At 67.7% G+C, this 20919-nt stretch carries 21 protein-coding genes; 10 read left to right on the top strand and 11 right to left on the bottom strand.

Annotated features, from left to right (window positions below; genetic code table 11):
* Positions 1-6 precede the first annotated feature (6 nt).
* A complete protein-coding gene (gene rfbB / locus OY559_RS04775) occupies positions 7-1062 on the bottom strand; it encodes a dTDP-glucose 4,6-dehydratase (protein WP_277728949.1) in 1056 nt (351 codons plus the stop codon).
* A 57-nt stretch (positions 1063-1119) separates the two neighbouring features.
* On the bottom strand, positions 1120-1617 hold the full coding sequence (locus OY559_RS04770) for a single-stranded DNA-binding protein (RefSeq protein ID WP_277728948.1): 498 nt from the start codon (positions 1615-1617) through the stop codon (positions 1120-1122).
* Between the two features lie 153 nt (positions 1618-1770).
* On the opposite strand from OY559_RS04770, the gene OY559_RS04765 reads away from it, so the two are divergent.
* Complete coding sequence (locus tag OY559_RS04765) at positions 1771-2769, top strand: polyprenyl synthetase family protein (protein WP_277728947.1); 999 nt, start codon at positions 1771-1773, stop codon at positions 2767-2769.
* Positions 2770-2782: 13 nt separating this feature from the next.
* Here OY559_RS04765 and OY559_RS04760 read toward each other — a convergent pair whose 3' ends face one another.
* The 5 genes from OY559_RS04760 to OY559_RS04740 all read right to left on the bottom strand — a co-directional run bounded on the left by OY559_RS04760 (position 2783) and on the right by OY559_RS04740 (position 9484).
* On the bottom strand, positions 2783-3565 hold the full coding sequence (locus OY559_RS04760) for a dienelactone hydrolase family protein (protein ID WP_277728946.1): 783 nt from the start codon (positions 3563-3565) through the stop codon (positions 2783-2785).
* A 74-nt stretch (positions 3566-3639) separates the two neighbouring features.
* Positions 3640-5043, bottom strand: a complete 1404-nt coding sequence (gene murD, locus OY559_RS04755; RefSeq protein ID WP_277728945.1) for a UDP-N-acetylmuramoyl-L-alanine--D-glutamate ligase — start codon at positions 5041-5043, stop codon at positions 3640-3642.
* Positions 5024-6379, bottom strand: coding sequence for a UDP-N-acetyl-alpha-D-muramoyl-L-alanyl-L-glutamate epimerase (murL, locus tag OY559_RS04750; protein ID WP_277728944.1), 1356 nt, complete (start codon positions 6377-6379; stop codon positions 5024-5026). The genes murD and murL overlap by 20 nt, the downstream gene beginning before the upstream one ends.
* A complete protein-coding gene (locus OY559_RS04745; protein WP_277728943.1) occupies positions 6376-6870 on the bottom strand; it encodes a hypothetical protein in 495 nt (164 codons plus the stop codon). The genes murL and OY559_RS04745 overlap by 4 nt, the downstream gene beginning before the upstream one ends.
* Positions 6854-9484, bottom strand: coding sequence for a bifunctional aspartate kinase/diaminopimelate decarboxylase (locus tag OY559_RS04740; RefSeq protein ID WP_277728942.1), 2631 nt, complete (start codon positions 9482-9484; stop codon positions 6854-6856). The genes OY559_RS04745 and OY559_RS04740 overlap by 17 nt, the downstream gene beginning before the upstream one ends.
* Positions 9485-9571: 87 nt before the next feature.
* Here OY559_RS04740 and OY559_RS04735 point away from each other — a divergent pair, with 87 nt between their 5' ends.
* Together OY559_RS04735 and OY559_RS04730 are read left to right on the top strand one after the other, a co-directional pair.
* Complete coding sequence (locus tag OY559_RS04735; protein ID WP_277728941.1) at positions 9572-10447, top strand: PhzF family protein; 876 nt, start codon at positions 9572-9574, stop codon at positions 10445-10447.
* Positions 10448-10476: 29 nt separating this feature from the next.
* Entirely contained in the window at positions 10477-11355 is an 879-nt protein-coding gene (locus OY559_RS04730; protein WP_277728940.1) for a PhzF family protein, read from the top strand.
* Positions 11356-11473: 118 nt separating this feature from the next.
* Here the strand turns inward: OY559_RS04730 and OY559_RS04725 are convergent, their stop codons facing one another.
* From OY559_RS04725 to OY559_RS04710, 4 genes are all read right to left on the bottom strand, one after another.
* Positions 11474-13138 carry an amidohydrolase gene (locus OY559_RS04725; protein WP_277728939.1) on the bottom strand — a complete coding sequence of 555 codons (1665 nt, stop codon included), beginning with the start codon at positions 13136-13138 and terminating at the stop codon, positions 11474-11476.
* A 151-nt stretch (positions 13139-13289) separates the two neighbouring features.
* A complete protein-coding gene (locus OY559_RS04720; protein WP_277728938.1) occupies positions 13290-13970 on the bottom strand; it encodes a glycine zipper 2TM domain-containing protein in 681 nt (226 codons plus the stop codon).
* A 69-nt stretch (positions 13971-14039) separates the two neighbouring features.
* Positions 14040-14726 carry an alpha/beta fold hydrolase gene (locus OY559_RS04715; RefSeq protein ID WP_277728937.1) on the bottom strand — a complete coding sequence of 229 codons (687 nt, stop codon included), beginning with the start codon at positions 14724-14726 and terminating at the stop codon, positions 14040-14042.
* 5 nt (positions 14727-14731) lie between these two features.
* On the bottom strand, positions 14732-15166 hold the full coding sequence (locus OY559_RS04710; RefSeq protein WP_277728936.1) for an OsmC family protein: 435 nt from the start codon (positions 15164-15166) through the stop codon (positions 14732-14734).
* Between the two features lie 205 nt (positions 15167-15371).
* Here OY559_RS04710 and fusA point away from each other — a divergent pair, with 205 nt between their 5' ends.
* The 7 genes from fusA to OY559_RS04675 all read left to right on the top strand — a co-directional run bounded on the left by fusA (position 15372) and on the right by OY559_RS04675 (position 20915).
* A complete protein-coding gene (gene fusA / locus OY559_RS04705; protein WP_277728935.1) occupies positions 15372-17417 on the top strand; it encodes an elongation factor G in 2046 nt (681 codons plus the stop codon).
* A 260-nt stretch (positions 17418-17677) separates the two neighbouring features.
* Complete coding sequence (locus OY559_RS04700) at positions 17678-18076, top strand: HU family DNA-binding protein (RefSeq protein WP_142123653.1); 399 nt, start codon at positions 17678-17680, stop codon at positions 18074-18076.
* Between the two features lie 249 nt (positions 18077-18325).
* Positions 18326-18964: a tellurite resistance TerB family protein gene (locus OY559_RS04695; RefSeq protein WP_277728934.1), complete on the top strand. Its 639-nt coding sequence runs from the start codon at positions 18326-18328 to the stop codon at positions 18962-18964.
* Positions 18965-18972: 8 nt separating this feature from the next.
* Complete coding sequence (locus OY559_RS04690; protein ID WP_277728933.1) at positions 18973-19539, top strand: M23 family metallopeptidase; 567 nt, start codon at positions 18973-18975, stop codon at positions 19537-19539.
* A 110-nt stretch (positions 19540-19649) separates the two neighbouring features.
* The gene (locus OY559_RS04685) at positions 19650-19961 is read left to right on the top strand and encodes a DUF3861 domain-containing protein (protein ID WP_277728932.1); all 312 of its coding nucleotides are present in this window, start codon (positions 19650-19652) and stop codon (positions 19959-19961) included.
* Between the two features lies 1 nt (position 19962).
* On the top strand, positions 19963-20292 hold the full coding sequence (locus tag OY559_RS04680) for a helix-hairpin-helix domain-containing protein (protein WP_277728931.1): 330 nt from the start codon (positions 19963-19965) through the stop codon (positions 20290-20292).
* A 53-nt stretch (positions 20293-20345) separates the two neighbouring features.
* The gene (locus tag OY559_RS04675) at positions 20346-20915 is read left to right on the top strand and encodes a DUF1439 domain-containing protein (protein WP_142123648.1); all 570 of its coding nucleotides are present in this window, start codon (positions 20346-20348) and stop codon (positions 20913-20915) included.
* Positions 20916-20919: the final 4 nt, after the last annotated feature.

Below are 20919 nucleotides of genomic sequence, written 5' to 3'. Positions count from 1 at the left end.
CCCGGATCAGATGGCGGTGCCGATGCGTTCGAGACGGTAGCTGCCATCCAGCACGCGCCGCACCCAATCCTGGTTTGACAGATACCAGTCGACGGTTTCGCCTATGCCCTGCTCGAAGGTGTACTCCGGCTCCCATCCCAGTTCGTCACGCAGCTTGGACGCATCGATCGCATAACGGCGGTCGTGTCCCGGCCTGTCGGCGACGAAGGTTATCTGGCTGCTGCGCGGCTGTCCGTCATCGCGGGGCACACGCGCATCGAGCAGCGCGCAGATCGTGTGCACGACCTCGATGTTCTGCTTCTCGGCATTGCCGCCGACGTTGTACGTTTCGCCGACCCGTCCCTTCGCGAGCACCGTGCGGATGGCGCTGCAATGGTCGCCGACGAACAACCAGTCGCGGACATTCTTGCCGTCGCCGTACACCGGCAACGGTTCGCCCGCCAGCGCGCGTGCGATGACCAGCGGAATCAGTTTCTCGGGAAAATGGTATGGGCCATAGTTATTGGAGCAATTGGTTGTGAGGACCGGCAGCCCGTACGTGTGGTGGAACGCGCGCACGAGGTGGTCGGAGGCGGCCTTGGAGGCCGAATACGGTGAATTCGGCGCGTAGGGCGTGGTTTCCGTGAACTTGCCGGTATCGCCCAGCGAGCCGTAGACCTCGTCCGTGGACACATGCAGGAAACGGAAATGTTCGCGGCGTTCTCCGTCCAGCGCTTTCCAGTAGTCGCGCGTCGCTTCCAGCAAGCCCAGCGTGCCGACGACGTTGGTCTGGATGAAGGCGCCCGGGCCATCGATGGAACGATCGACGTGGCTCTCTGCGGCGAAGTTGACGACGGCGTCCGGCCGATGCTCGGCCAGCAGGCGTGAGACCAGGTTCCGATCACCGATATCGCCTTCGGCGAAAACGTGCAGCGGATTGTCCTGCAGGGACGCAAGGGTATCCAGATTGCCGGCGTAGGTCAGCGCATCGAGATTGATCACCTTGACGCCGCTTGCAACCGCGCGCAGAACGAAATTCCCACCAATGAAACCGGCACCGCCGGTGACGAGCCATGTCGGCATATACAACTCCTTCAAATCAAGACAGATTGCCTTCCATTCGACCGCGATGCGCGGAAATCAGAACGGAATATCGTCATCCGCGAAGTCATCCATCGGCGCCGGCTGCGAAGCAGGCGCGGGCGCGGAACGACGCTGGCCACCACCACCGCCCTGGTTGCCGTAGTCCTGGCGCGGCGCACGGGCCGGGCGGTCGCCACCAGCCGCTCCGCCACCGCCGCCTTCGCGGCCGCCGAGCATCTGCATCTCGTCGGCGATGATGTCGGTGGAGTACTTCTCCTGCCCATCCTGACCGGTGTACTTGTCGTAGCGGATCGAACCCTCGACATACACCGAACTGCCCTTGCGCAGGTACTCGCCGGCGATCTCGCCGAGCTTGCCGAAGAACACCACGCGGTGCCATTCGGTGCGCTCCTGCTGGTTGCCGTCCTTGTCCTTGCGCACGCTGGTGGTGGCCAGGCTGATCCGGGTGATCGCCATGCCGCCCTGCGTGTAGCGGGTTTCGGGGTCGTTGCCGAGGTTGCCGACCAGGATGACTTTGTTGATGCCGCGGGCCATATCGATATCCGTTCAGGGATGCCCGCCAAGCGCGGGCAAAGACCAGTGGAGTATACCTGCCTCGCCCTCGCCATCGGCCGCCGACCCACCCGCCTGTAGGGCATTGCCGCACCCAAGACCCTATAATTACGTGACTTTCCGGCCCGTCGCCCCATGTCCGTCGTCGAATCCATCCGCACCGCCCTCGCCCTCCCAGGCATCCAGTCACTGGCCCAGGCCGACATGTCCGCCGTGGATGCCCTGATCCGGGCGCGGCTGGCCTCGGACGTGGTCCTGATCAACCAGATCGCCGACCACATCATTTCCGCTGGCGGCAAGCGCCTGCGGCCCATGCTGGTGGTCCTGGCCGGCCAGGCCTGCGGTCCGACCACGCCGGATCATCACCAGTTGGCGGCGATCATCGAGTTCATCCACACGTCCACCCTGCTGCACGACGACGTGGTGGACGAATCCGACCTGCGCCGCGGTCGCAGTACGGCCAATGCCCTGTGGGGCAACGCGCCGAGCGTGCTGGTCGGCGACTTCCTGTATTCGCGCAGCTTCCAGCTGATGGTGGAACTGGACCGCATGGACGTGATGCGCCTGCTGGCCGACACGACCAACCGGATCGCCGAAGGCGAAGTCCTGCAGCTGCTGCACGTCCACAACCCGGATACCGACGAAGCCGCCTACCTGCGTGTGATCGAACGCAAGACCGCCGTGCTGTTTGCAGCGGGCACGCAACTCGGTGCGATGGCATCCGGTGCGGAACCGGACACGCAGCGCAAGCTGTACGACTACGGCATGGCGCTGGGTTACGCCTTCCAGATCGCTGATGACGTGCTCGACTACACGGCCGATGCCGAAGCCCTCGGCAAGAACCTCGGCGACGACCTGGCCGAAGGCAAGGCCACGCTGCCATTGATCCACGCGATCCGCCATTCCGATACCGCCGCGGCGGAGCGCCTGCGCACCATCGTGCGGGAGGGAGACGCGGACGCCATGCCTGACGTCCTGGCCGCCATCCGTGCGACCGGCGGACTGGACTACAGCCGCGAGCTCGCGCACCACTACGCGACGATGGCCGAACAGGCCCTCGATGGCCTGCCCGAATCCGATGCGCTGGCGGCCCTGCGGGGTCTTGCGCGTTACGCCGTGGAGCGTGGGCACTGACCCGAGCGGCGCGTCACCTGGCGAACACCTCCGCGAAGAAGTCCGCCATCATCCGGTAGGCGCGCTTTGCCGAGCGCTCGTGATACACGCAACCCGGTGGATTCTGCGCATCCGCCTCGGCGAAACAGTGCACCGCGCCGCTGAAGTTCACGAATTGCCAATCGGCGCCGGCCCTGCGCATCTCATCCTGGAATGCGGTGATTTCCGCGCCGGATACGTAGGTGTCGTCGCCGCCGTTGAGCACCAGCACCGGCGACTTCACCGCACCGGCGGCCGGCAGGTCGGTGGCGAGCCCGCCATGCAGGCTGACCACGCCCGACAGCGCGTCACCCGCGCGGACGAGTTCCAGGACCGTGCTGCCGCCGAAGCAGTAGCCGAACGCAGCGATGCGCGTGGCATCGACCAAGCTCCCCGGTTGCTGCTTGAGCACCTCGACCGCCTTCTGGACGCGGGCACGCAGTTCCGGTCGATCGGCACGCATCGCGGTGGCCACGGGCCCGGCTTCGGCATCGGTCTTCGGCCGGATGCCCTTGCCGTAGACGTCGGCGACCAGCACCACGTAGTCGTCGCCAGCGACCAGACGCGCCTTCTCGATCGCGGACTCGTTCACGCCCTTCCAGTTCGGCACCATCAGCAGGCCCGGACGCGGCTGCTGCACCGCATCGTCGTAGACGAGCACGCCGGCGAATGTGTCGCCGCCGAGCTTCCACTCCACGGGCTTGGCCACGGGTGCGGCCCGCAGCAGAGGCGACCAGAACAGGGACAGCAGGCAGGGCAACAGCAGCATGCGGCGCATCACGCGTCCTCCTTGGGGGATGGCCTGCGAGTGTACGCCCGCGGATTGCAGGCGAATCGACGGTCCGTGCGGGCTCAGCCCGATCCGAGACCCGGGATGGCGGTGATGGCGTCCGGATCGAATCCGGCGAGTTCCGCGAAGTGGCGGCCGCGTGCCACGTAGTCCCGGTATTGCCCGAAGCTCGGTGCGCCGGGCGACAGCAGCACCACCCCGTCATCACCAAGCGCCTCGCGTGCGGCCGCCATCGCCTCCGGCAGTGTCTCGACGCCAATCAGCCTGAATCCCGCCTCGCGCGCCACAGGAGCGAGCAACGCGTGGATGCGCGGACCGTTGGCTCCCATCGTGATGATGGTGGCCGGCGCTTCATGGCGCATGTGCGCCGCGAAATCGGACCAGTCCACGCCCCGGTCATGCCCGCCGACCAGCAGCGCGATGCGGCGTCCCGTGAAACACTCGAGCGCGGCGACCGTGGCGTGCGGCGTGGTGCTGATCGAATCGTTGACCCAGGTGATGCCGTCCCGTGTGCCCATCGCCTGCAGGCGGTTGGGTAACGGACGGAACGATTGCGCATGCGCGGCCAGCGGCAACGCGTCGATGCCGCGCGCCTCCAGTGCCGTCAGCACCGCGCACAGGTTGCTGCGGTTGTGGCGCCCCGGCAGCGGCAGCGGCCGGGTATCCATAACGAACACATCGCCGCGGTACAGATCGTCCTCGCGCAGGTGCCAGCCATCGGCATGGTTGAACCAGCGCACCTCGCTGCGTGGCAGCTCGAGCGCGGCCAGGCGCGGATCGGCCACATTGAGCACGGCGATGCGGGGCTGCGCCGCGGTGACGAGCTTCAGCTTGTCCTCGATGTAGCGCGCCTCGCTGCCGTGCCAGTCCAGGTGCTCGGGGAACAGGTTCAGCACGATCGCCACGTCCGGGCGTGCACCGCTGTCCGCGACATCGCCGGTCTGGTAACTGGACAGCTCGATGGCCCACTCGTCCGGCGCCGGTTGTGGATCCAGCACCTCCAGCATCGGCAGGCCGATGTTGCCCGCCAGCACCGTGCGCCTTCCCGCTGCGCGCAGCAGATGCGCGAGCAGCGAGGTGGTCGTGCTCTTGCCCTTGGTCCCGGTAACGCAGAACGTGTGCGCGACCACACCGTCGTCGCCCGCGTGTTCGCCGAACCACAGGCCGGTGCCGCCGATGAAGCGCGTCCCCGACGACGACGCCGAAAGCGCCGTCGGGGTGTTGGGGCTGATGCCCGGAGACTTGATGACGATCCCGAAGGCCGACAGCCGCTCCGCCGTCGGCTGCGTTTCGATGGACAGATGCGCATCGCCCAGCGCGGCGGCCTCGACCGCTTCCGCATCGCTGCAGAACAGCGTCAATGGCAGCGACGGCAACCGCGACCGTACGGCGTGGTGAGCGGCGCGACCCTCGCGCCCCCAGCCCCACAGCGCAACACGTCGACCGTCAAGCTGCGAAATTCGCACGCAGGCGCTCCCACAGCGCAGCCGGGATGCGGTGTTCGCCGCCGATCTCCAGCAAGGGCGCCACCGCCAGGTCCCCGGCATCGAGCTGCGGGCGGATCTCATGATTGAAGCGCGCCACGATCGCGTCCTCCCGCCATTCCGGCCGATCGCCCAGCGTGGCCATCGCCGCGCGCGATTCCTGGCCTTCACCGACGCACTCGAACGGCTTGTGGTCCTGGTACTCGAGCAGCGCGTCGAAGCCTGCGGTCTGGTTCGCGTCGTCGAGCAGGTTGCGGCCGAAGATGCCGACCAGCCGAGGCTTGGGCATGAACGGCGCCAGCGCAAGGAACACGAAGTGGCACTTCGGGCAAACGCCGCACCAGCGGTTGGTAGGGCGCTCGCCGAGCAGGTGGAAGTTGCGATTGCAGCTGGAAAAATGCGCATCGTAGTGGTCGGTACGCGCGAACTGCCGCGCCACCGCCAGTTCCGACATGGGCCGCAGCAGCGAGTAGTAATGCAGGTCGGCCGCCACGTACGACTGCACGTAGGCGCCGAACGCCTGCTCGAACGCCCACCCCTTCGACCACTGGTGGTTCACTTCGCCGGTGCCGGGGATCATGCTGCCGTAGCTGGCCGAGCGCTCGTTGGAGAACACCACCTGGTCCACGCCGTGCAACAGCGCGGCCAGCACCATGATGGCGGAATTGATCGCCGTGACCGGGATATGTCCGTTCCACGCGCCCTGGCGGTTGTAGTCGAACAGCTCCGGCGCCAGCGCACGTCCGATATTGAGCGTCGGCAGCCCGGTGCGTGCGGCGCAGGCCGCAATCAACTGCGAGCCGCCGATCCAGGTGACGGTCTGGTCGATGCCGGCGCCACGCAGCGCCTCGATGCTGACCAGCGAATCCTTGCCGCCGCCAATGGCGACCAGCGCATGTTCGCGCAGCGCCGCCACCGGCGCGGGTGCCGGTGCCTGCGCAGCGACCGGGAAGCGGACGCGCCCATGCAGGCTCAGGCCGTTGCGGTAGGCGAACTCGCCCAGGCCGTGGACATACACCTGCTCCATCAGCACCGCAGTGGCGGCGTCGATGGCATAGCCGTCGATGCGGATCTCGTTCGGCACCGCCGCCTTGTAGTAGCTGACGCCAGTGATCAGGTGCAGCAGGCGCACCGCCTGTTCGACTGCCTGTGCACGTGTCGCGTCCAGCGCGAACGGCGCGCCCGGGATCGTCACCGTCTCGGTCAGCTCCGGGCCTTCGTCGAAGGCGTAGACCAGCCGCGCGATCCCGGTCTGTGCCTCGAAGGAGCAGCGGACGAAACGGAAGGTGCGGATGCTGGATTTGTCGAAAGTCGTCATGCGTGATCCGTCAAAGGAGCGGCCTGGCGGCGCAGGTAGCGGCGGCAGGCGAAGTATTCAATGGCAAAAAGCGGCGCGGCGCCGAACAGCACCGCCGCCAGGGAAGCGTAGAACACGATGACCGGCAACCAGGCCAGCGCGTCCGCAGATCCTGCCGGTCGACTGGCCACCAGCTGGTCGATGCCGGTGGCCACCACCGCCCATGCCGCAATGGCGAGCGGGAACAGCAGGAAGACCACCAACAGCATGCGCAGCGTCATGCCGCCGGCCTTCCATCGACGTCCCGCAGCGCTGGCATGCCTGTGCCAGCGGGTGACGGACCATGCGCCCAGCCCGGCTGCCAGCACCGAGGCCGGCAAGAAGCGCAATGCGGATGCCACCTCCGCCATGCCGGGCGTGCGACGGTCCGCATCCATCAGCACCACGGCCGCGACTGTCAGTGCTGCGGCGGCCAGCAGGCTGGATACGATGAACTCAGCCTGCGGCGACATCGCCGGGGACTCCTTCGATCACGTCTTCCGCCGGCAGCCCACGCAGGTTGTAGTGGCTGGCCATCACGTAGCCGTAGGCGCCCGCATCGGAGAACAGCAGCACGTCGCCTTCCGCCGTCGCCGATGACAGCTTGCGGCGCTTGCCGAAGATGTCGCTCGACTCGCAGATCGGACCGACCACGTCGAATGGCTCCTGCTCCGGGTCGTCCAGGCGCGACAGGTTGGCCACGTCGTGCCAGGCGTCGTACAGCGCAGGGCGTATCAACGTGTGCATGCCGGCATCGCTGCCGACGCGCCGGATACCCAGCTTCTCGACGACCTGCGTCACCTGCGCAAGCAACACGCCGGCCTCGGCCACGAGGTAGCGCCCCGGTTCGATCACCAGCTGGTAGGCGGGATAAGCCGCCTTGATCGCCGAGAGACCCTCACCCCACGCGGCCAGATCGAACGGCTCGTCGCCCTCGGCATAGGGAATCGGCAGGCCACCGCCGATGTCGATGGTCTCGATGGTACCGATCTGGTCCGCCAGCCCACCGAGCTCGTCGGCGATCTGGTTCCAATGCTGGGGGCTTTCCACGCCACTGCCGAGGTGCGCATGCAGGCCGGTGATGCGCACATCCAGCGCACGCGCGGCCGTGAGGAACGTTTCCAGCTTGGCCAGTGGCAGGCCGAACTTCGAAGTCTTGCCGCCAGTCTTCACCTTGTCGTGGTGGCCGTCGCCGCGGCCCAGGTCCACGCGCAACCACAGGCGGCGGCCACGGAAGACCTCCGGCCATTGTTCCAGCGCTTCGACATTGTCCAAGGTGACGTTGATGCCGCGTTCCAGCGCGAAGGCGTACTCGGCGCGCGGTGCGAAGCTCGGGGTGAACAGCACGCGGTCCATCGGCAGCGATGGCGCCACGTCGAACACGCGCTCCAGTTCGCCACGCGACACGCATTCCAGGCCGAAGCCTTCTTCCACCAGCGTGCGCAGGATGGCCGGATGCGAATTCGCCTTGATCGCGAAGAAGCGACGATCGACCGCCGCGATGCCGGCCAGCGCGCGGGCGCGGGCGCGCACGATGTCGAGGTTGTAGGCGTAGCGCGGCGTGCCGGCCTGCGCCAGCGACAGCAAGTGCTCACGCGCGGCCGGCGCGCTCCACCAGCGCACGCCGCGGTGGCGGACGGCGCCGTTGATCTCGCGCCAGCTCGGCCCGAATACGCTGCCTTCATCGACGGGCATCGCGCCGCTGTCGATCAACGCCTCGTGCAGTACGGGCAACAAACCTTCGGCGTCGGCTTCGTCGATCACGAACGTCAGGTTGAGGTCGTTCGACGACTGCGAGATCAGATGCACGCGTTCGCGGCCGAACATCGCCCACACGTCCGACAGCTTGTGCAGCAGCGACCGCATGCCACGGCCCACCAGAGTGATCGCCGTGCACGGTGCGATCACCTTCACCCGGCAGATCTCGGCCAGGTCGGCCGACAGCGCGGCCAGCACGTCGGTGTTGACCAGGTTCTCGCTCGGATCGAGCGACACGGTGACGTTGGTCTCCGACGAACCGATCAGGTCCACCGACAAGCCATGCTTCTTGAAGCGCGCGAACACGTCTGCCAGGAAGCCTACCTGCTGCCACATGCCGATGCCTTCCATCGACACCAGTACGATGCCGTTGCGGCGGCTGACCGCTTTCACGCCGGGCACCGTGATGGCGCTTCCGTCGATGGTGGTGCCGGGAAGGTCGGGGCGTTCGGTATCCAGGATCGCCATCGCCACGCCGGCATCGCGGCACGGCTTGATCGAGCGCGGGTGCAGCACCTTGGCGCCGGTGGTCGCGATTTCCTGCGCCTCGTAGTAGTCCAGCCGCGTCAGCAGGCGCGCATCGGGCACTTCGCGCGGATTGGCACTGAACATGCCCGGCACATCAGTCCAGATCTCCACCCGCTGCGCGCCGAGCAGTGCACCGAAGTACGCCGCCGACGTGTCCGAGCCCCCACGGCCAAGGATGGCGGTACCGCCATCGGCATGCCGCGAGATGAAGCCCTGCGTCAGCAGCATGCGGCTGGACTGCCCGGCGAACGCGCGGCGCCAGTCCTGGTCGGGCGCGGTGTTGCACGACACCGACAGCCGCTGTGCCCACGGGCTCTGGTTGGGCAGGAAGTTGGCCTGCAGCCAGTGCCGCGCATCGACCCAGCCGAAGTCCAGGCCTTGCGCGCGCAGGTAGGCCACGCCCAGCGTGGAGGACAGCAGTTCGCCCTGCCCCAGTATCTCGGCTTGCCAGTCCAGCGTGCGGCTGGCCGCGCGCGGATCGGCCAACAGGTTGCGCAACGCCGCGAGGCGCTCGCCCAGCACGTTGTCCGCGTCGAGTTCCATTTCGGCGACGAACTCTCGGTGGCGCTGTTCCAGCTTTGCCACGCGCTCCGCACTGTCCATCGCCCCGTCGGCGATCGCGGTCAGTTCGTTGGTGACGCCCGACAAGGCCGACACCACCACCAGGATGCGGGCATCACCCTCTTCCGCGCGTTTTTTCGCCAGCGTGCCAATCGTGTTCCAGCGGTGGCGACGCGACACCGAGGTGCCGCCAAACTTGAGAACAATCCAACGATCAGACGCGGGGATGGCAGAGGGCATGGATAGAATGGGGACGAATGCCCGAACCCTTCGGGCGTGAGCCCGCGATTCTAGCCGAACCCCACGCAGCCGACCGGACCGTACCGCATGCAACGAACGTCACATCGCTACCTGCAGGTCGACGTGTTCGCCGACCGGCCGGGCGCTGGCAACCCGCTGGGCGTCGTGCTGGATGCGGCCGGCTGGGATACCGCCCGCATGCAGGCGTTCGCCGCCTGGACGAACCTGTCCGAGACCATCTTCTTCCTCCCGCCGACAACGCCCGACGCCAGTTACCGCATCCGCATCTTCACCCCCCGGCAGGAACTCCCGTTCGCCGGGCATCCCAGTGTGGGCGCGGCCTGGGTCGCGCTGCAGGCTGGTCTGGTCGCCGCATCCGACCGCCTGGTGCAGGAATGCGCCGCCGGTCTGTTGCCCATACGGACCGACAGCACTGGTCCTCAACTCACGATTCAACTGAGGACACCGCAGGCGCACCTGGTCGAGACGCCGCCGCTACCCGCCCTGGATGCCGTCCTTTCATCACTCCCGATCGCCGGCCTCCGTCCCGCGCTATGGGACAACGGACCTTCCTGGTGGCTCGTGGAACTGGAGGACGCTGCAGCCGTGCGACACCTGGCGCCCGATCTCGCCACCATCGCTGCGTTGACCACGGCCACGGGGGCAGTGGGTCTGTGCGTGTTCGGCCGGACACCGCCAGGCAGCGACCACCACCTCGCCGTGCGCGCGTTCTGCCCTGCCGACAACATTCCGGAAGACCCGGTCACCGGCAGCGTCAACGCCTGCATCGCCGCGGCCCTTCACGCTGCCGGCACACTGCCCGGCAGCGGCGGACGCTACATCGTCAGCCAGGGCCGCGAGCTGGGTCGTGACGGCCGCATCCAGGTGCAGGTGGATGATGGGGGTCAGGTCTGGATCGGCGGTCAGGTGCAGTTGGTCATCGACGGCCGGATGACTTGGTAAGCTGCGCGGCCCCCACGCGAAACCCCGACATGACTTCTCGCCGTTACGTCCAGCTGGACGTGTTCGCCGACCGCCCTGGCGCCGGCAATCCCCTGGCCGTCGTGCTCGATGCCGCCGGCCTCGACGACACGGCGATGCAGGCCATCGCCCGCTGGACCCGCCTGCCGGAAACGACGTTCGTGTTCGCGCCCACGCAACCGGGCGCCAGCTACGCCGTACGCATGTTCAGTCCGCGCCGCGAAGTGCCGTTCGCCGGCCATCCCAGTGTGGGCACGGCGCATGTCGTGCTCGAAGCCGGACTGGCCGTGCCCGTCGATGGCCTGCTGGTGCAGGAAGGCGTGGCCGGCCTGCTGCCGTTGCGTGTCGAAGACGATGCTGCCGGCCGCACCATCGCGGTACGCACGCCGCGCGCCCACGTGGTGAAGGTGGGCGACACCCACAGCGACGATGTGCTGCGTGCCGCCATCGCGAACCTGCCGGCGGGCGCATTGCCACCCGCCCTGGTCGATGGTGGACGCCGCTGGTGGCTGACCGAAGTGCGTGACGAAGCCGCGCTGCGCGCCGCCGCGCCCGACTGGGCCGCGATCAGTGCACTGGCAACCGCCACCGACAGCATGGGTGTCTGCGCCTACGCACGCACGCACGGCCAGGGCTACGACCTTGCCGTGCGCGCCTTTGTCGGCGCGCCGGCCGCGTTCGAGGATGCGGCGTCCGGTGCGGCCAATGCAACGCTGGCCGCATGGCTGAAGTCGCGCGACGCATCGCCGGGTCGCAACGGACGGTACATTGTCAGCCAGGGCCGTGAAGTCGGCTACGACGCCCGCCTGCAGTTGCGCGTGGACGAGGCTGGTGACGTCTGGTCCGGCGGCCACGTGCGCACCATCGTCACCGGCCAGATCGACTGGTAGCGGAACCCGCCTCCTGTGGGAGCGACGTGAGTCGCGAAAGCGCGGTCTGCGACCGTTCCCGCAGCAACAGATGACGGGGAGCGATCGCGACTGACGTCGCTCCCACAACAGGGAACGGCTACTCCACCTCGTAAACCGGTTTCCCATCGACCCACGTCGAACGGACGTGCAAGTCGTCGAGCTGTTCGCCCGGAATCGCCAACGGGTCTTCGTCGAGGATCACGAAATCCGCACGCAGGCCGGGCGCCAGTCGGCCGACCGTCGCTTCGTCATGCGCGGCCCAGGCCGCATCGGCGGTGAAACCCCGCAGCGCCTCCGCAGCGCTCAGGCGCTCGGCCGCCCTCCAGCCTTCTGCAGGATGACCATGCGCGTCCTGCCGCGTCACCGCCGCGTGCAGGCCGCGCCGCGGATCGACCGATTCCACCGGAAAATCCGAACCCAGCGCCAGCTTCACGCCGCTGGCCTGCATGCGCTGCCACGCATAGGCACCCGCGATGCGCACCGGCCCCAGCCGGTCCTGCGCCCACGGCATGTCGGATGTCGCGTGCGTTGGCTGCATCGAGGCGATCACGCCAAGCTCGGCGAAGCGCGGGAACTCCTCCGGCGCGACGACCTGTGCATGCTCGATGCGCCAGCGATGGTCCGTCTTCGCCGTGTCGCCCAGCACGCGCTGGTAGGCATCCAGCACCAGGCGGTTGCCGCGATCCCCGATCGCATGCGTGGCCACCTGCACGCCACAACCCTGCGCCTTGCGCATCGCGGCTTCCAGCGCGGCAGGTTCGGTCACCAGCAGGCCGCGATTGCCGGGGTCGTCGCTGTAGTCCTCCAGCAACGCAGCGCCACGGCTGCCCAGCGCACCGTCGGCATACAGTTTCACGCCGCGCATCTGCAGTCGGCCACCCGCATGGCCATACAGACCGCGTGCGCACAGCTCGGCAAGCGCGGCGCCGTCGCCATCCGCATACGCGTCGATGCGCAGCGGCAGACGCTGTTCGTCGGCGAACTGCACCATCAGCGCCAGATCCTCGCGTGACACGCCCATGTCGTGCACACCGGTCAGGCCATTGCGCACTGCGGCCTGCAACGCCTTCTCCAAAGCCTGTCGGCGGTAGGCGCCATCGGGCGTGGGAACGACGGCATGGACCAGCGACATCGCGGCATCCACGAACACCCCGCTCGGCTTGCCATCGATGCGCTCGATGCGCCCGCCATCGGGCTGCCAGTCGCCTTCCAGCGGACGCGCCGCCTTCTCTGCCGCCTCGCGCAGCGCCGCGCTGTTCGCCCAGCCGGCATGGCCATCCACGCGCTCAAGCCAGACCGGACGCTCAGGGAAGGCCGCATCCAGATCGGCGGCCGTCGGAAATGCCTTCTCCGGCCAGTCGTTCTGGTCCCAGCCGCTGCCGAGCAGCCACGCATTCGGTGGAAGTTGCTTTTCGTACGCACGCAGGCGGGCGATCACCTCGGCCTTGTCGCGGGCATCGACCAGATCGACACGCATCAGCGCGTAGCCCAGGCCCATCACGTGGCCATGGGCGTCGATCAGGCCGGGGATGACGGTCTTGCCGGCCGCATCGATGCGCTTCGCATCGGGATACCGCGCGAGCAAGGTCTTCGCATCGCCGACCGCCAGCACGCGGCCCGTGGCATCCCATGCCAGCGCCTCCGCGACGGGACGGTCAGGATCGGAGGTATGCACGCGCGTCGCCGTCAATACCTGCACCTGCGCCTGTGCGACACCTGCCAACCCCAGCGCACACCCGATTCCCCATACCAGACGCCGCATGCCCCGCTCCCCGTTTGGTGACCGGCCGGACTATGCGGTCTCGCGCGCACTGCGGCAACCCGGATACACAAGAGGGGCCTTTCGGCCCCTCGGTTTCCGGCTGATATCCGTTGTCAGGCGAGATGTCCGCGGAGCGGACACCTCCGCACGATCATTCGGGGCGGACATCCACGCGGATGCGGATACGGTCGCCCGGATGATGGTCCGTACGCGTCCGGTAGGTGCGGTTGGCGTACTCGTAGGTCACGTCGTAACCGTTGACGCGTCCGCCACCGTAGTAATCGTCACCGTAGCGCCCGTCGCTCACCGGCACCGGATCGCAGACCCGCACCCGGCCGCGCTGTACCTGGCGCCCGCGCTGCGCGTTGTCGTAGATGGAACGGCCCGCCATGCCGCCGACCATCGAACCGACGGCGGTGCCGACGTAGCGGCCACTGCCATCGCCCACCTTGCTGCCGAGCACTGCACCGGCAATGCCGCCGATCACCGTGGCCACGGTACGGCCCGATTCGCTGCCACCGGCGGGATAGCGCCGGTCGCCGTAGCGGTCCTGTTCGTACACATCGCGGTAATCGCCATTGTCGTAGACATCGTCACGCGGGATGTCGCGCGCGTAGACATCGTCGGCATCGCGGTAGTAGCACCGCTCTCCGCCGCCATTGCTTCGGTACCCGCTGTCGATGACCGGATCCACCCGGACTACGCGGGCATAGTCGTAATAGGGCTGGTCGCTGTCACGGTCTTCGGTGCCGTAGTAGCGCGAGGATTGCGCGGACGCCATGCCCGTGGTCAGCAGGCCGATGGCCAGCACGGCGGCGGATAGACGCTTCATGTCGGGTACTCCCCACGCCGGAGTGGCGTGCCGGCATGCTCGGGCGCGCCGGGTGAAACATGGCTGAACTCAGGCGGCGGGCGATGCCCGGTTTAGCCATTCGACAGCTTGCGCGGCGATGCCGGCAGCCTCACGCCCGAGCAGTGGCCCGACGTGCGAACCCGAAAGCGTTTGCAGTGTTTCGGCGCCCCAGGCATCCGCGATGGCCCGAGTTACCCCGGGTGGTACGTCAGCGTCGTGTCGCGATACCACGCACAACGTCGGGCACGCGGGACGCCCCCGTGCGACGCCGCCCTGCGCCTCGCGCAGGACCGCGCCGGATTCGTCGCGCCAATGCCGGAAGGCGAACAGCGCCGTTGCCTCGTCCGTCCCGGGCAACGCCCTGCGGGTGCCGGCAAGCCGGGCATCGCGTCGCCACGACACCACGTCGGGCCAGTCGCGCACGGGCAATCCGGCGTGCCACGGTGCGGGCGGCAACGGATTGACCAGCACCACGGCATCCGCGTCCGCGGCGGCGCCCAGGGCCAGCAGGCCACCAAGGCTCGCACCCACCAGCACGCGTGGCCGGGGCAGGTCCGCGAGCGCAGCGCAGACCTGGGCCTGGTAGTCCTCCAGGCGGGTCGCCGCCAGTCCGCCGCGCACGGGCTCGAGGTCGGGCGCTTCCACCCGGATGCGCACCGCCTCGAACACGCCCCGCCACACGTTCCATTCCCAGCCGCCGCCACCGGCGCCATGCACCAGCAGCGCGGCCCGCATGGCCGTCAAAGCAGCGTGGCCTCCAGCGACACCGGCACCGACAGCGCGCGCGAGATCACGCAGCCCGCTTTCGCCTGCTGGGCGATCTCCTCGAACTGTGCGGCGCTGATGCCCGGCACGCTGGCCGATACGGTCAGCTTGATGCCGGTGACGGTGGGGCCCGGGTCCATGCCCGGCTCCATCGTCGCCTCGGCACGGGTCTGGATCTTGTCCGGCGTGAAGCCCGCCTTTCCCAACACCGCCGACAGCGCCATGCTGAAGCAGCCCGCGTGCGCGACCGCCAGCAGTTCCTCCGGATTGGTGCCCTTCTCGTCGCCGAAGCGCGTCTTGAAGGAATAGTTCTGGCCTTCGAACAGCCCGCTCTGCGGCGTGCTCAGGCTGCCTTTGCCGGACTGCAGGTCGCCATTCCACACCGCATCCGCATAACGCTTCAAAGCCATGGTCGTACTCCTCGGGTAAGGGACGCGCAGCGTACACCCGCCGATGTTCACGCCGCGTTCCGCAGTGCGACTTGACCCCTCCGGCAGCCGCGCCGATGCTGACCGCCCGCCATGACCGCCCGCCGAGCGACACCGCTCACGGGATGCGCTCAGCCCGGACAGCCATGACGGCCCTTCGACCCCAACCCTCGGGAGGAACGGCCTCATGTCGTACAGCACACAACAGATCCGCAACGTGGCCCTGGCGGGCCACCCCGGCGCCGGCAAAACAACCTTGTTCGAAGCCCTGCTGCATGCCGGCGGCGCCCTCCAGGTGGCAGGCACCATCGAGCGCGGCACCACCGTGTCCGACCACGACCCGATCGAGAAAGCGCGCGGGCATTCCATCGACACCGCCATCGCCAGCACCGATCACGGCGGCATGCACGTCAACCTGATCGACACACCCGGCTACCCGGAGTTCCGCGGGCCCGCCCTGTCGGCATTCTCCGCCGTGGAAACCGTACTGGTCGTGGTGGATGCCGATACCGGCATCGCGCATGGCACGCGGCGGCTGATGGAGCGCGCACGCGAACGCAACCTCTGTCGCGCCATCGTCATCAACAAGATCGACCACGAAGGTGCCGACTGCGCCGGCGTGCTGGCCGCGCTGCGCGAGGAGTTCGGTCCCGAACTGCTGCCGCTCAACCTGCCGGCGGACGGCGGCAAGGCAGTGGTCGACTGCTTCGGCCAGGCCAATGGCGACTCCGACCTCGGTCCCGTCGCCGACTGGCATCAGCGGATCATCGACCAGGTCGTGGAGATCAACGAGACAGTGATGGAGCACTACCTGGACCTGGGCGAAGGCGGACTGTCCGGAGAGGAACTGCACGATGCCTTCGAACAATGCCTGCGCGAAGGCCACCTGGTACCGGTGTGCTTTGCGTCCGCCCGTACCGGCGCGGGCGTGAAGGAACTGCTGGACGTGGCCGAGCGTCTGTTTCCGAATCCGGCCGAAGCCAATCCGCCTCCGTTCGTTAAGCTCAACGGCACCGGCCCGCAACCCATCGAGGCCGTCCCCGACGCGCGCGCGCATGTCATCGCGGATGTCTTCAAGATCGTCAACGACCCCTTCGTCGGCAAGCTGGGCATCTTCCGCGTCTACCAGGGCACGCTGAAGAAGGACACCCAGTTGTTCGTCGACGACGGCAAGAAGCCGTTCAAGGTCGGGCATCTGTTCAAGCTCAAGGGCAAGGACCACGTGGAAGTGGACCAGGCCATTCCCGGCGACATCGCCGCGGTGGCGAAAGTGGACGACCTGCACTTCGACGCGGTGCTGCACGACAGCCACGACGAGGACCACATCCAGCTGGCACCGATCGATTTCCCCAGGCCGATGTTCGGCCTGGCCATCGAGGCCGCCAGCAAGGGCCAGGAGCAGAAGCTGTCGGTGGCGCTGCAGAAACTGGCCGAGGAAGATCCCGCGTTCGTGGTCGAACACCAGCCTGAGTTGAACGAGACCGTCATCCGCGGCCTGTCCGACCTGCACCTGCGGGTGATGCTGGAACGCCTGAAGGAACGCCACGGCGTGGAAGTGAAGACGCGCCCACCGCGCATCGCCTACCGCGAAACGGTCAGCGCGAAAGCCGAAGGCCATCATCGCCACAAGAAGCAGACCGGCGGCGCTGGGCAGTTCGGCGAAGTCTTCCTGCGCATCGAACCCTTGCCGCGCGGCGGCGGCTTCGAGTTCGTCGACGAGGTCAAGGGCGGCACCATTCCCGGACAGTTCCTGCCGGCCGTGGAGAAAGGCGTGCGCCAGGTGCTGGGCAGCGGCGCGCTGGCCGGCTATCCGCTGCAGGACATCCGGGTGATCGTCCACGATGGCAAGCACCACGCGGTGGACAGCAAGGAAGTCGCCTTCGTTGCCGCAGGCAAGAAGGCCTTCCTCGACGCCATCGCCAAGGCGCGGCCACAGGTACTGGAACCGGTGGTCGACCTGGAAGTCGCTGTGCCCGAGGCGCAGGTGGGCGACGTCACCGGTGGCCTGGCAGGCAAGCGGGCGCGCATCAACGGCACGGATGTGCTGCGCGGCGAGATCGTGGTGAGAGCGCAGGTGCCGCTGGCGGAACTGGAAGGGTATGCGGCCGAACTCAAGTCGATGACCGCAGGCCAGGGCCGCTACAGCCTGGATTTCAGCCACTACGAACCCGTGCCGCCCGGCGTGCAGCAGAAGCTGGTGGACGCGTACAGGCCGAGGCACGAAGAAGAATGAGGGCATTCCGGTGCGGCATCCGGTCGCGGCGGGACGCGATGGATGCCGCTTCCGGCGCGCGCGGGCGGGCGGGTTTGCTCCTCACATACGGCCATTTCCGACGCGCGGCGAGCGCCGAATCGAAGAAAATCGAAAAAAACCGAAGAAAAAGCTGTTTTGGGGCCTTCCTGCCCTTGGCGGCGCGATTCCTTTGCCCTACATTTCGCTTGCCGATGCGATCGGCCCGATTACCCAACCACTCGACAGTAGAGACAGGACACATGGCAAAGAGCACCAAGAAGGCCGCGCCGAAGAAGGCCGCCAAGAAAGCTGCACCGAAGGCCGCCGCCAAGCCGGCCGCGCCGAAGCCGATCAAGGAAGCGCTGAGCAAGTCGGGCCTCGTCGCCCACATCGCCGAAGCGACCGCCATCGCCGCCAAGGACGTCCGCGCCGTGCTGGCCTCGCTGGAAAGCGCCGTGCACGCTTCCGTCAACAAGAAGGGCGCCGGCTCCTTCACCCTGCCGGGCCTGCTGAAGATCAGCGCCGTCAACGTGCCGGCCAAGCCGAAGCGCAAGGGCATCAACCCGTTCACCAAGGAAGAGCAGTGGTTCGCTGCCAAGCCCGCCTCGGTGAAGGTCAAGGTCCGTCCGCTGAAGAAGCTGAAGGACGCCGCAGCCTGATCGCTGCGCACCTCGTGTCACCCGAACGGGACGGCCATGCCGTCCCGTTTTCTTTTGCGGCACATCATCCAGCGCGCGCCTCCCGCCCAGGACGTACCGCCGCTCTGCGCGGCGATCGCACGGCGCGCTGCCGGGCACGACAGCTGCCGCCGCTTGCCCACGGCGCGGCGTGCCATCGGTCACCCTTGTGATCGTCCGGCGTCGCCCGCAGCTCTATTGCTGTCCTTCCTCCAACCCGGTACGCAACGCATGAAGATCCAGGGCTTCCTCGACCATCTGCTGAAATCCTCCAACGGCGGCAGCCTGCTCAATGCCGACTTCGGCAAGGGTGCGATCACCGGCGGCGCGCTCGGCCTGTTGCTGGGAAAGAACAAGACCACGCGCAAGCTGGCCACCTACGGCGGCCTGGCGGCCATCGGTGTGATGGCGTACAAGGCCTACGGGGACTACAAGCAGCAACAGGGTGGCTTCGCCGCCGGCGCCGGCCCGCAGACCGTGGATCGCCTGCCTCCGCCGCAGGCCGAACTGCACAGCCAGGCCATCCTGAAGGCGCTGGTTGCCGCAGCAAAGGCGGATGGCCACATCGATGCGCGCGAACGCCAGGTGATCGAGGGCGAGTTCGCCCGCATCAGCAACGACGGCGAACTGCAGCAGTGGCTGCATGCGGAACTGGAGAAGCCACTGGATCCGGTCGAGGTGGCGCGTTCGGCCAGCACGCCCGAAATCGCCTCCGAAATGTATCTCGCCAGCCTGATGGTCGCCGACGATCAGAGCTTCATGGAGCGCGCCTACCTGGATGAACTGGCCAAGCAGCTGAAGCTCGATCCGTCACTGAAGGCACAGCTCGAACACCAACTCTCGCAGCCGCAGCCGCCCGCATTGCCCTGACCGGCGCCATGCGACCGACCGCGCGCCGTTTGCGCCGCCTCGCCTGGTCGCTGCTGTGGCTGGCGGCGCTGGCCGTGCTGCTTGCCTGGGCGTGGGGCCGGCCATTCATGGCGTCGGCGCGCATGCTGTGGGACATCTCGCGTGCAACGCCGCCGAGCGAACTCCCGGTGCCCGTGCAGGGCGTGCGCGCACGACAGATCGCGGACACGTTCGGCGCCCCGCGCGGCAGCGACCGTACCCACCAGGGCGTGGACATCTTCGCCAAGCGTGGCACGCCGATCGTCAGCGCCACGCGCGGCGTGGTGGTGTCGGTTCGCGACAGCGGACTCGGCGGAAAGCAGGTGTGGGTGCTCGGCCCCGGCCGTGAACGCCACTACTACGCCCACCTGGACGGCTGGGCCGACGATCTGTCCACCGGACACGTCGTCCAGCCCGGCGATGTGCTGGGCTACGTCGGCACCACCGGCAACGCGCAGGGCACGCCGCCGCACCTGCACTACGGCATCTATGGCGAACAGGGCGCCTACGATCCGCTGCCGCTGTTCAAGGCCGCCGCGGACACACGCCCGCGCTGACTGAACGACACGAACCGGCAGAACAGTCCATCGCGACAGCAGCCCTCGTTCCACTGCGCACACGGGCCTATCTTGGCCTTGGTCCCCACCGCGCTCCCGCGCCCGCCGCCATGCCCAACACCACCCATCGCTACCGCATCACCGTCACCCCCATCGAAGACGATGGCCTGCAATGCAACGGCCGTTGCACCATCGAGTTCGAACACGCCTGCCACGACGACTGGATGCGCATCCTGGAAAAGCTCCAGCGCCAGCGCGGCCTCAGCGGCGACGAGCGCGCTGCGCTGGTCGTCGGCACCAAGCTGCTCAGCGGCCTGATGCTGGATCATCGCAAGGACGCCGACGACCTGTTCGCGCCATTGCGCCCGCACATGGGCGAATTCATCGCATCGCTGAAGGAGCGCGGTCGCGACGCAGGCTGACATGCCGCCCATCCCGCGCCAGCCTGCGTCGAGGAAAGCACGCCATGCCGACGACGCGCGCGTACTCGAGGACATCCCCAATATCGGGCCGTCCATCGCCGCCGACCTGCGTGGCATCGGCATCGCCCGGCCGCAGGGGCTTGTCGGCCAGGATCCCTTCGCACTCTACCGGCGCGTGAACGAAACCACCGGCCAGCGTCACGATCCCTGCCTCTGCGACTGCTTCATCGCCGCCGTGCGCTTCATGGAAGGCAGCGGACCGGTGCCGTGGTGGCACTACACGGCCGAACGCAAGCAACGATTCCAGCAGGATCCCGCACTCGCCGGTTAGCCTTCGGACAGGCGGCGCCGGCTAAGGTGCGGCGACCCGTCACGGAGCTTCCCATGCGTACCCGCCGCCGCTTCCTGGTCGCCGCCCTCGCCGGTACCACCGCGCTCGCCCTCGCCGGCTGCGAGACCCTCAACACGGTCACCGGCCTGTTGGGTAACCAGATCAATTTCACCCAGCCGCAGCTGCAGCGCTACCTCAACCACAGCTTCCCGCGCGAGTTCGACAAGCTGGGCGGGCTGGTATCGGCCACGCTCACCAATCCGCGCCTCAGCATTCCGTCGGGCGATGATCGCCTGCGTCTGGATTTCGACATCGGGGTGAGCGCACTGGGCGCACGCGATGTCAGCCGCGGCCATTTCGCACTGGCCAGCCGCCTGCGCTACGACCCCGCCACCCAGGGCCTGCACCTGGACAACCCTGAAATCCTGTCGGTCGACGTGCCCGGCTCCGGCTCGCTGATGTCCGGCGGCACGCGCCAGCTGGTCAACACGGTGCTGGCCGAGTACGCCCGCTCCGAACCGGTCTACCGGATCGACAGCGACACCTTGCGGCGCCTGCCGGCCAGCAAGCGGATCGGCAGCACGCTGATCGAAGACGGCCGCGTGGTCATCCACCTGCAATAAGGCA

Origin of the sequence: Pseudoxanthomonas sp. SE1, from assembly GCF_029542205.1 — a bacterium.
Taxonomy (GTDB): domain Bacteria; phylum Pseudomonadota; class Gammaproteobacteria; order Xanthomonadales; family Xanthomonadaceae; genus Pseudoxanthomonas_A.
Note: the sequence above shows the minus strand (reverse complement) of the source record. Positions and strands in the feature narration are given on the sequence as shown.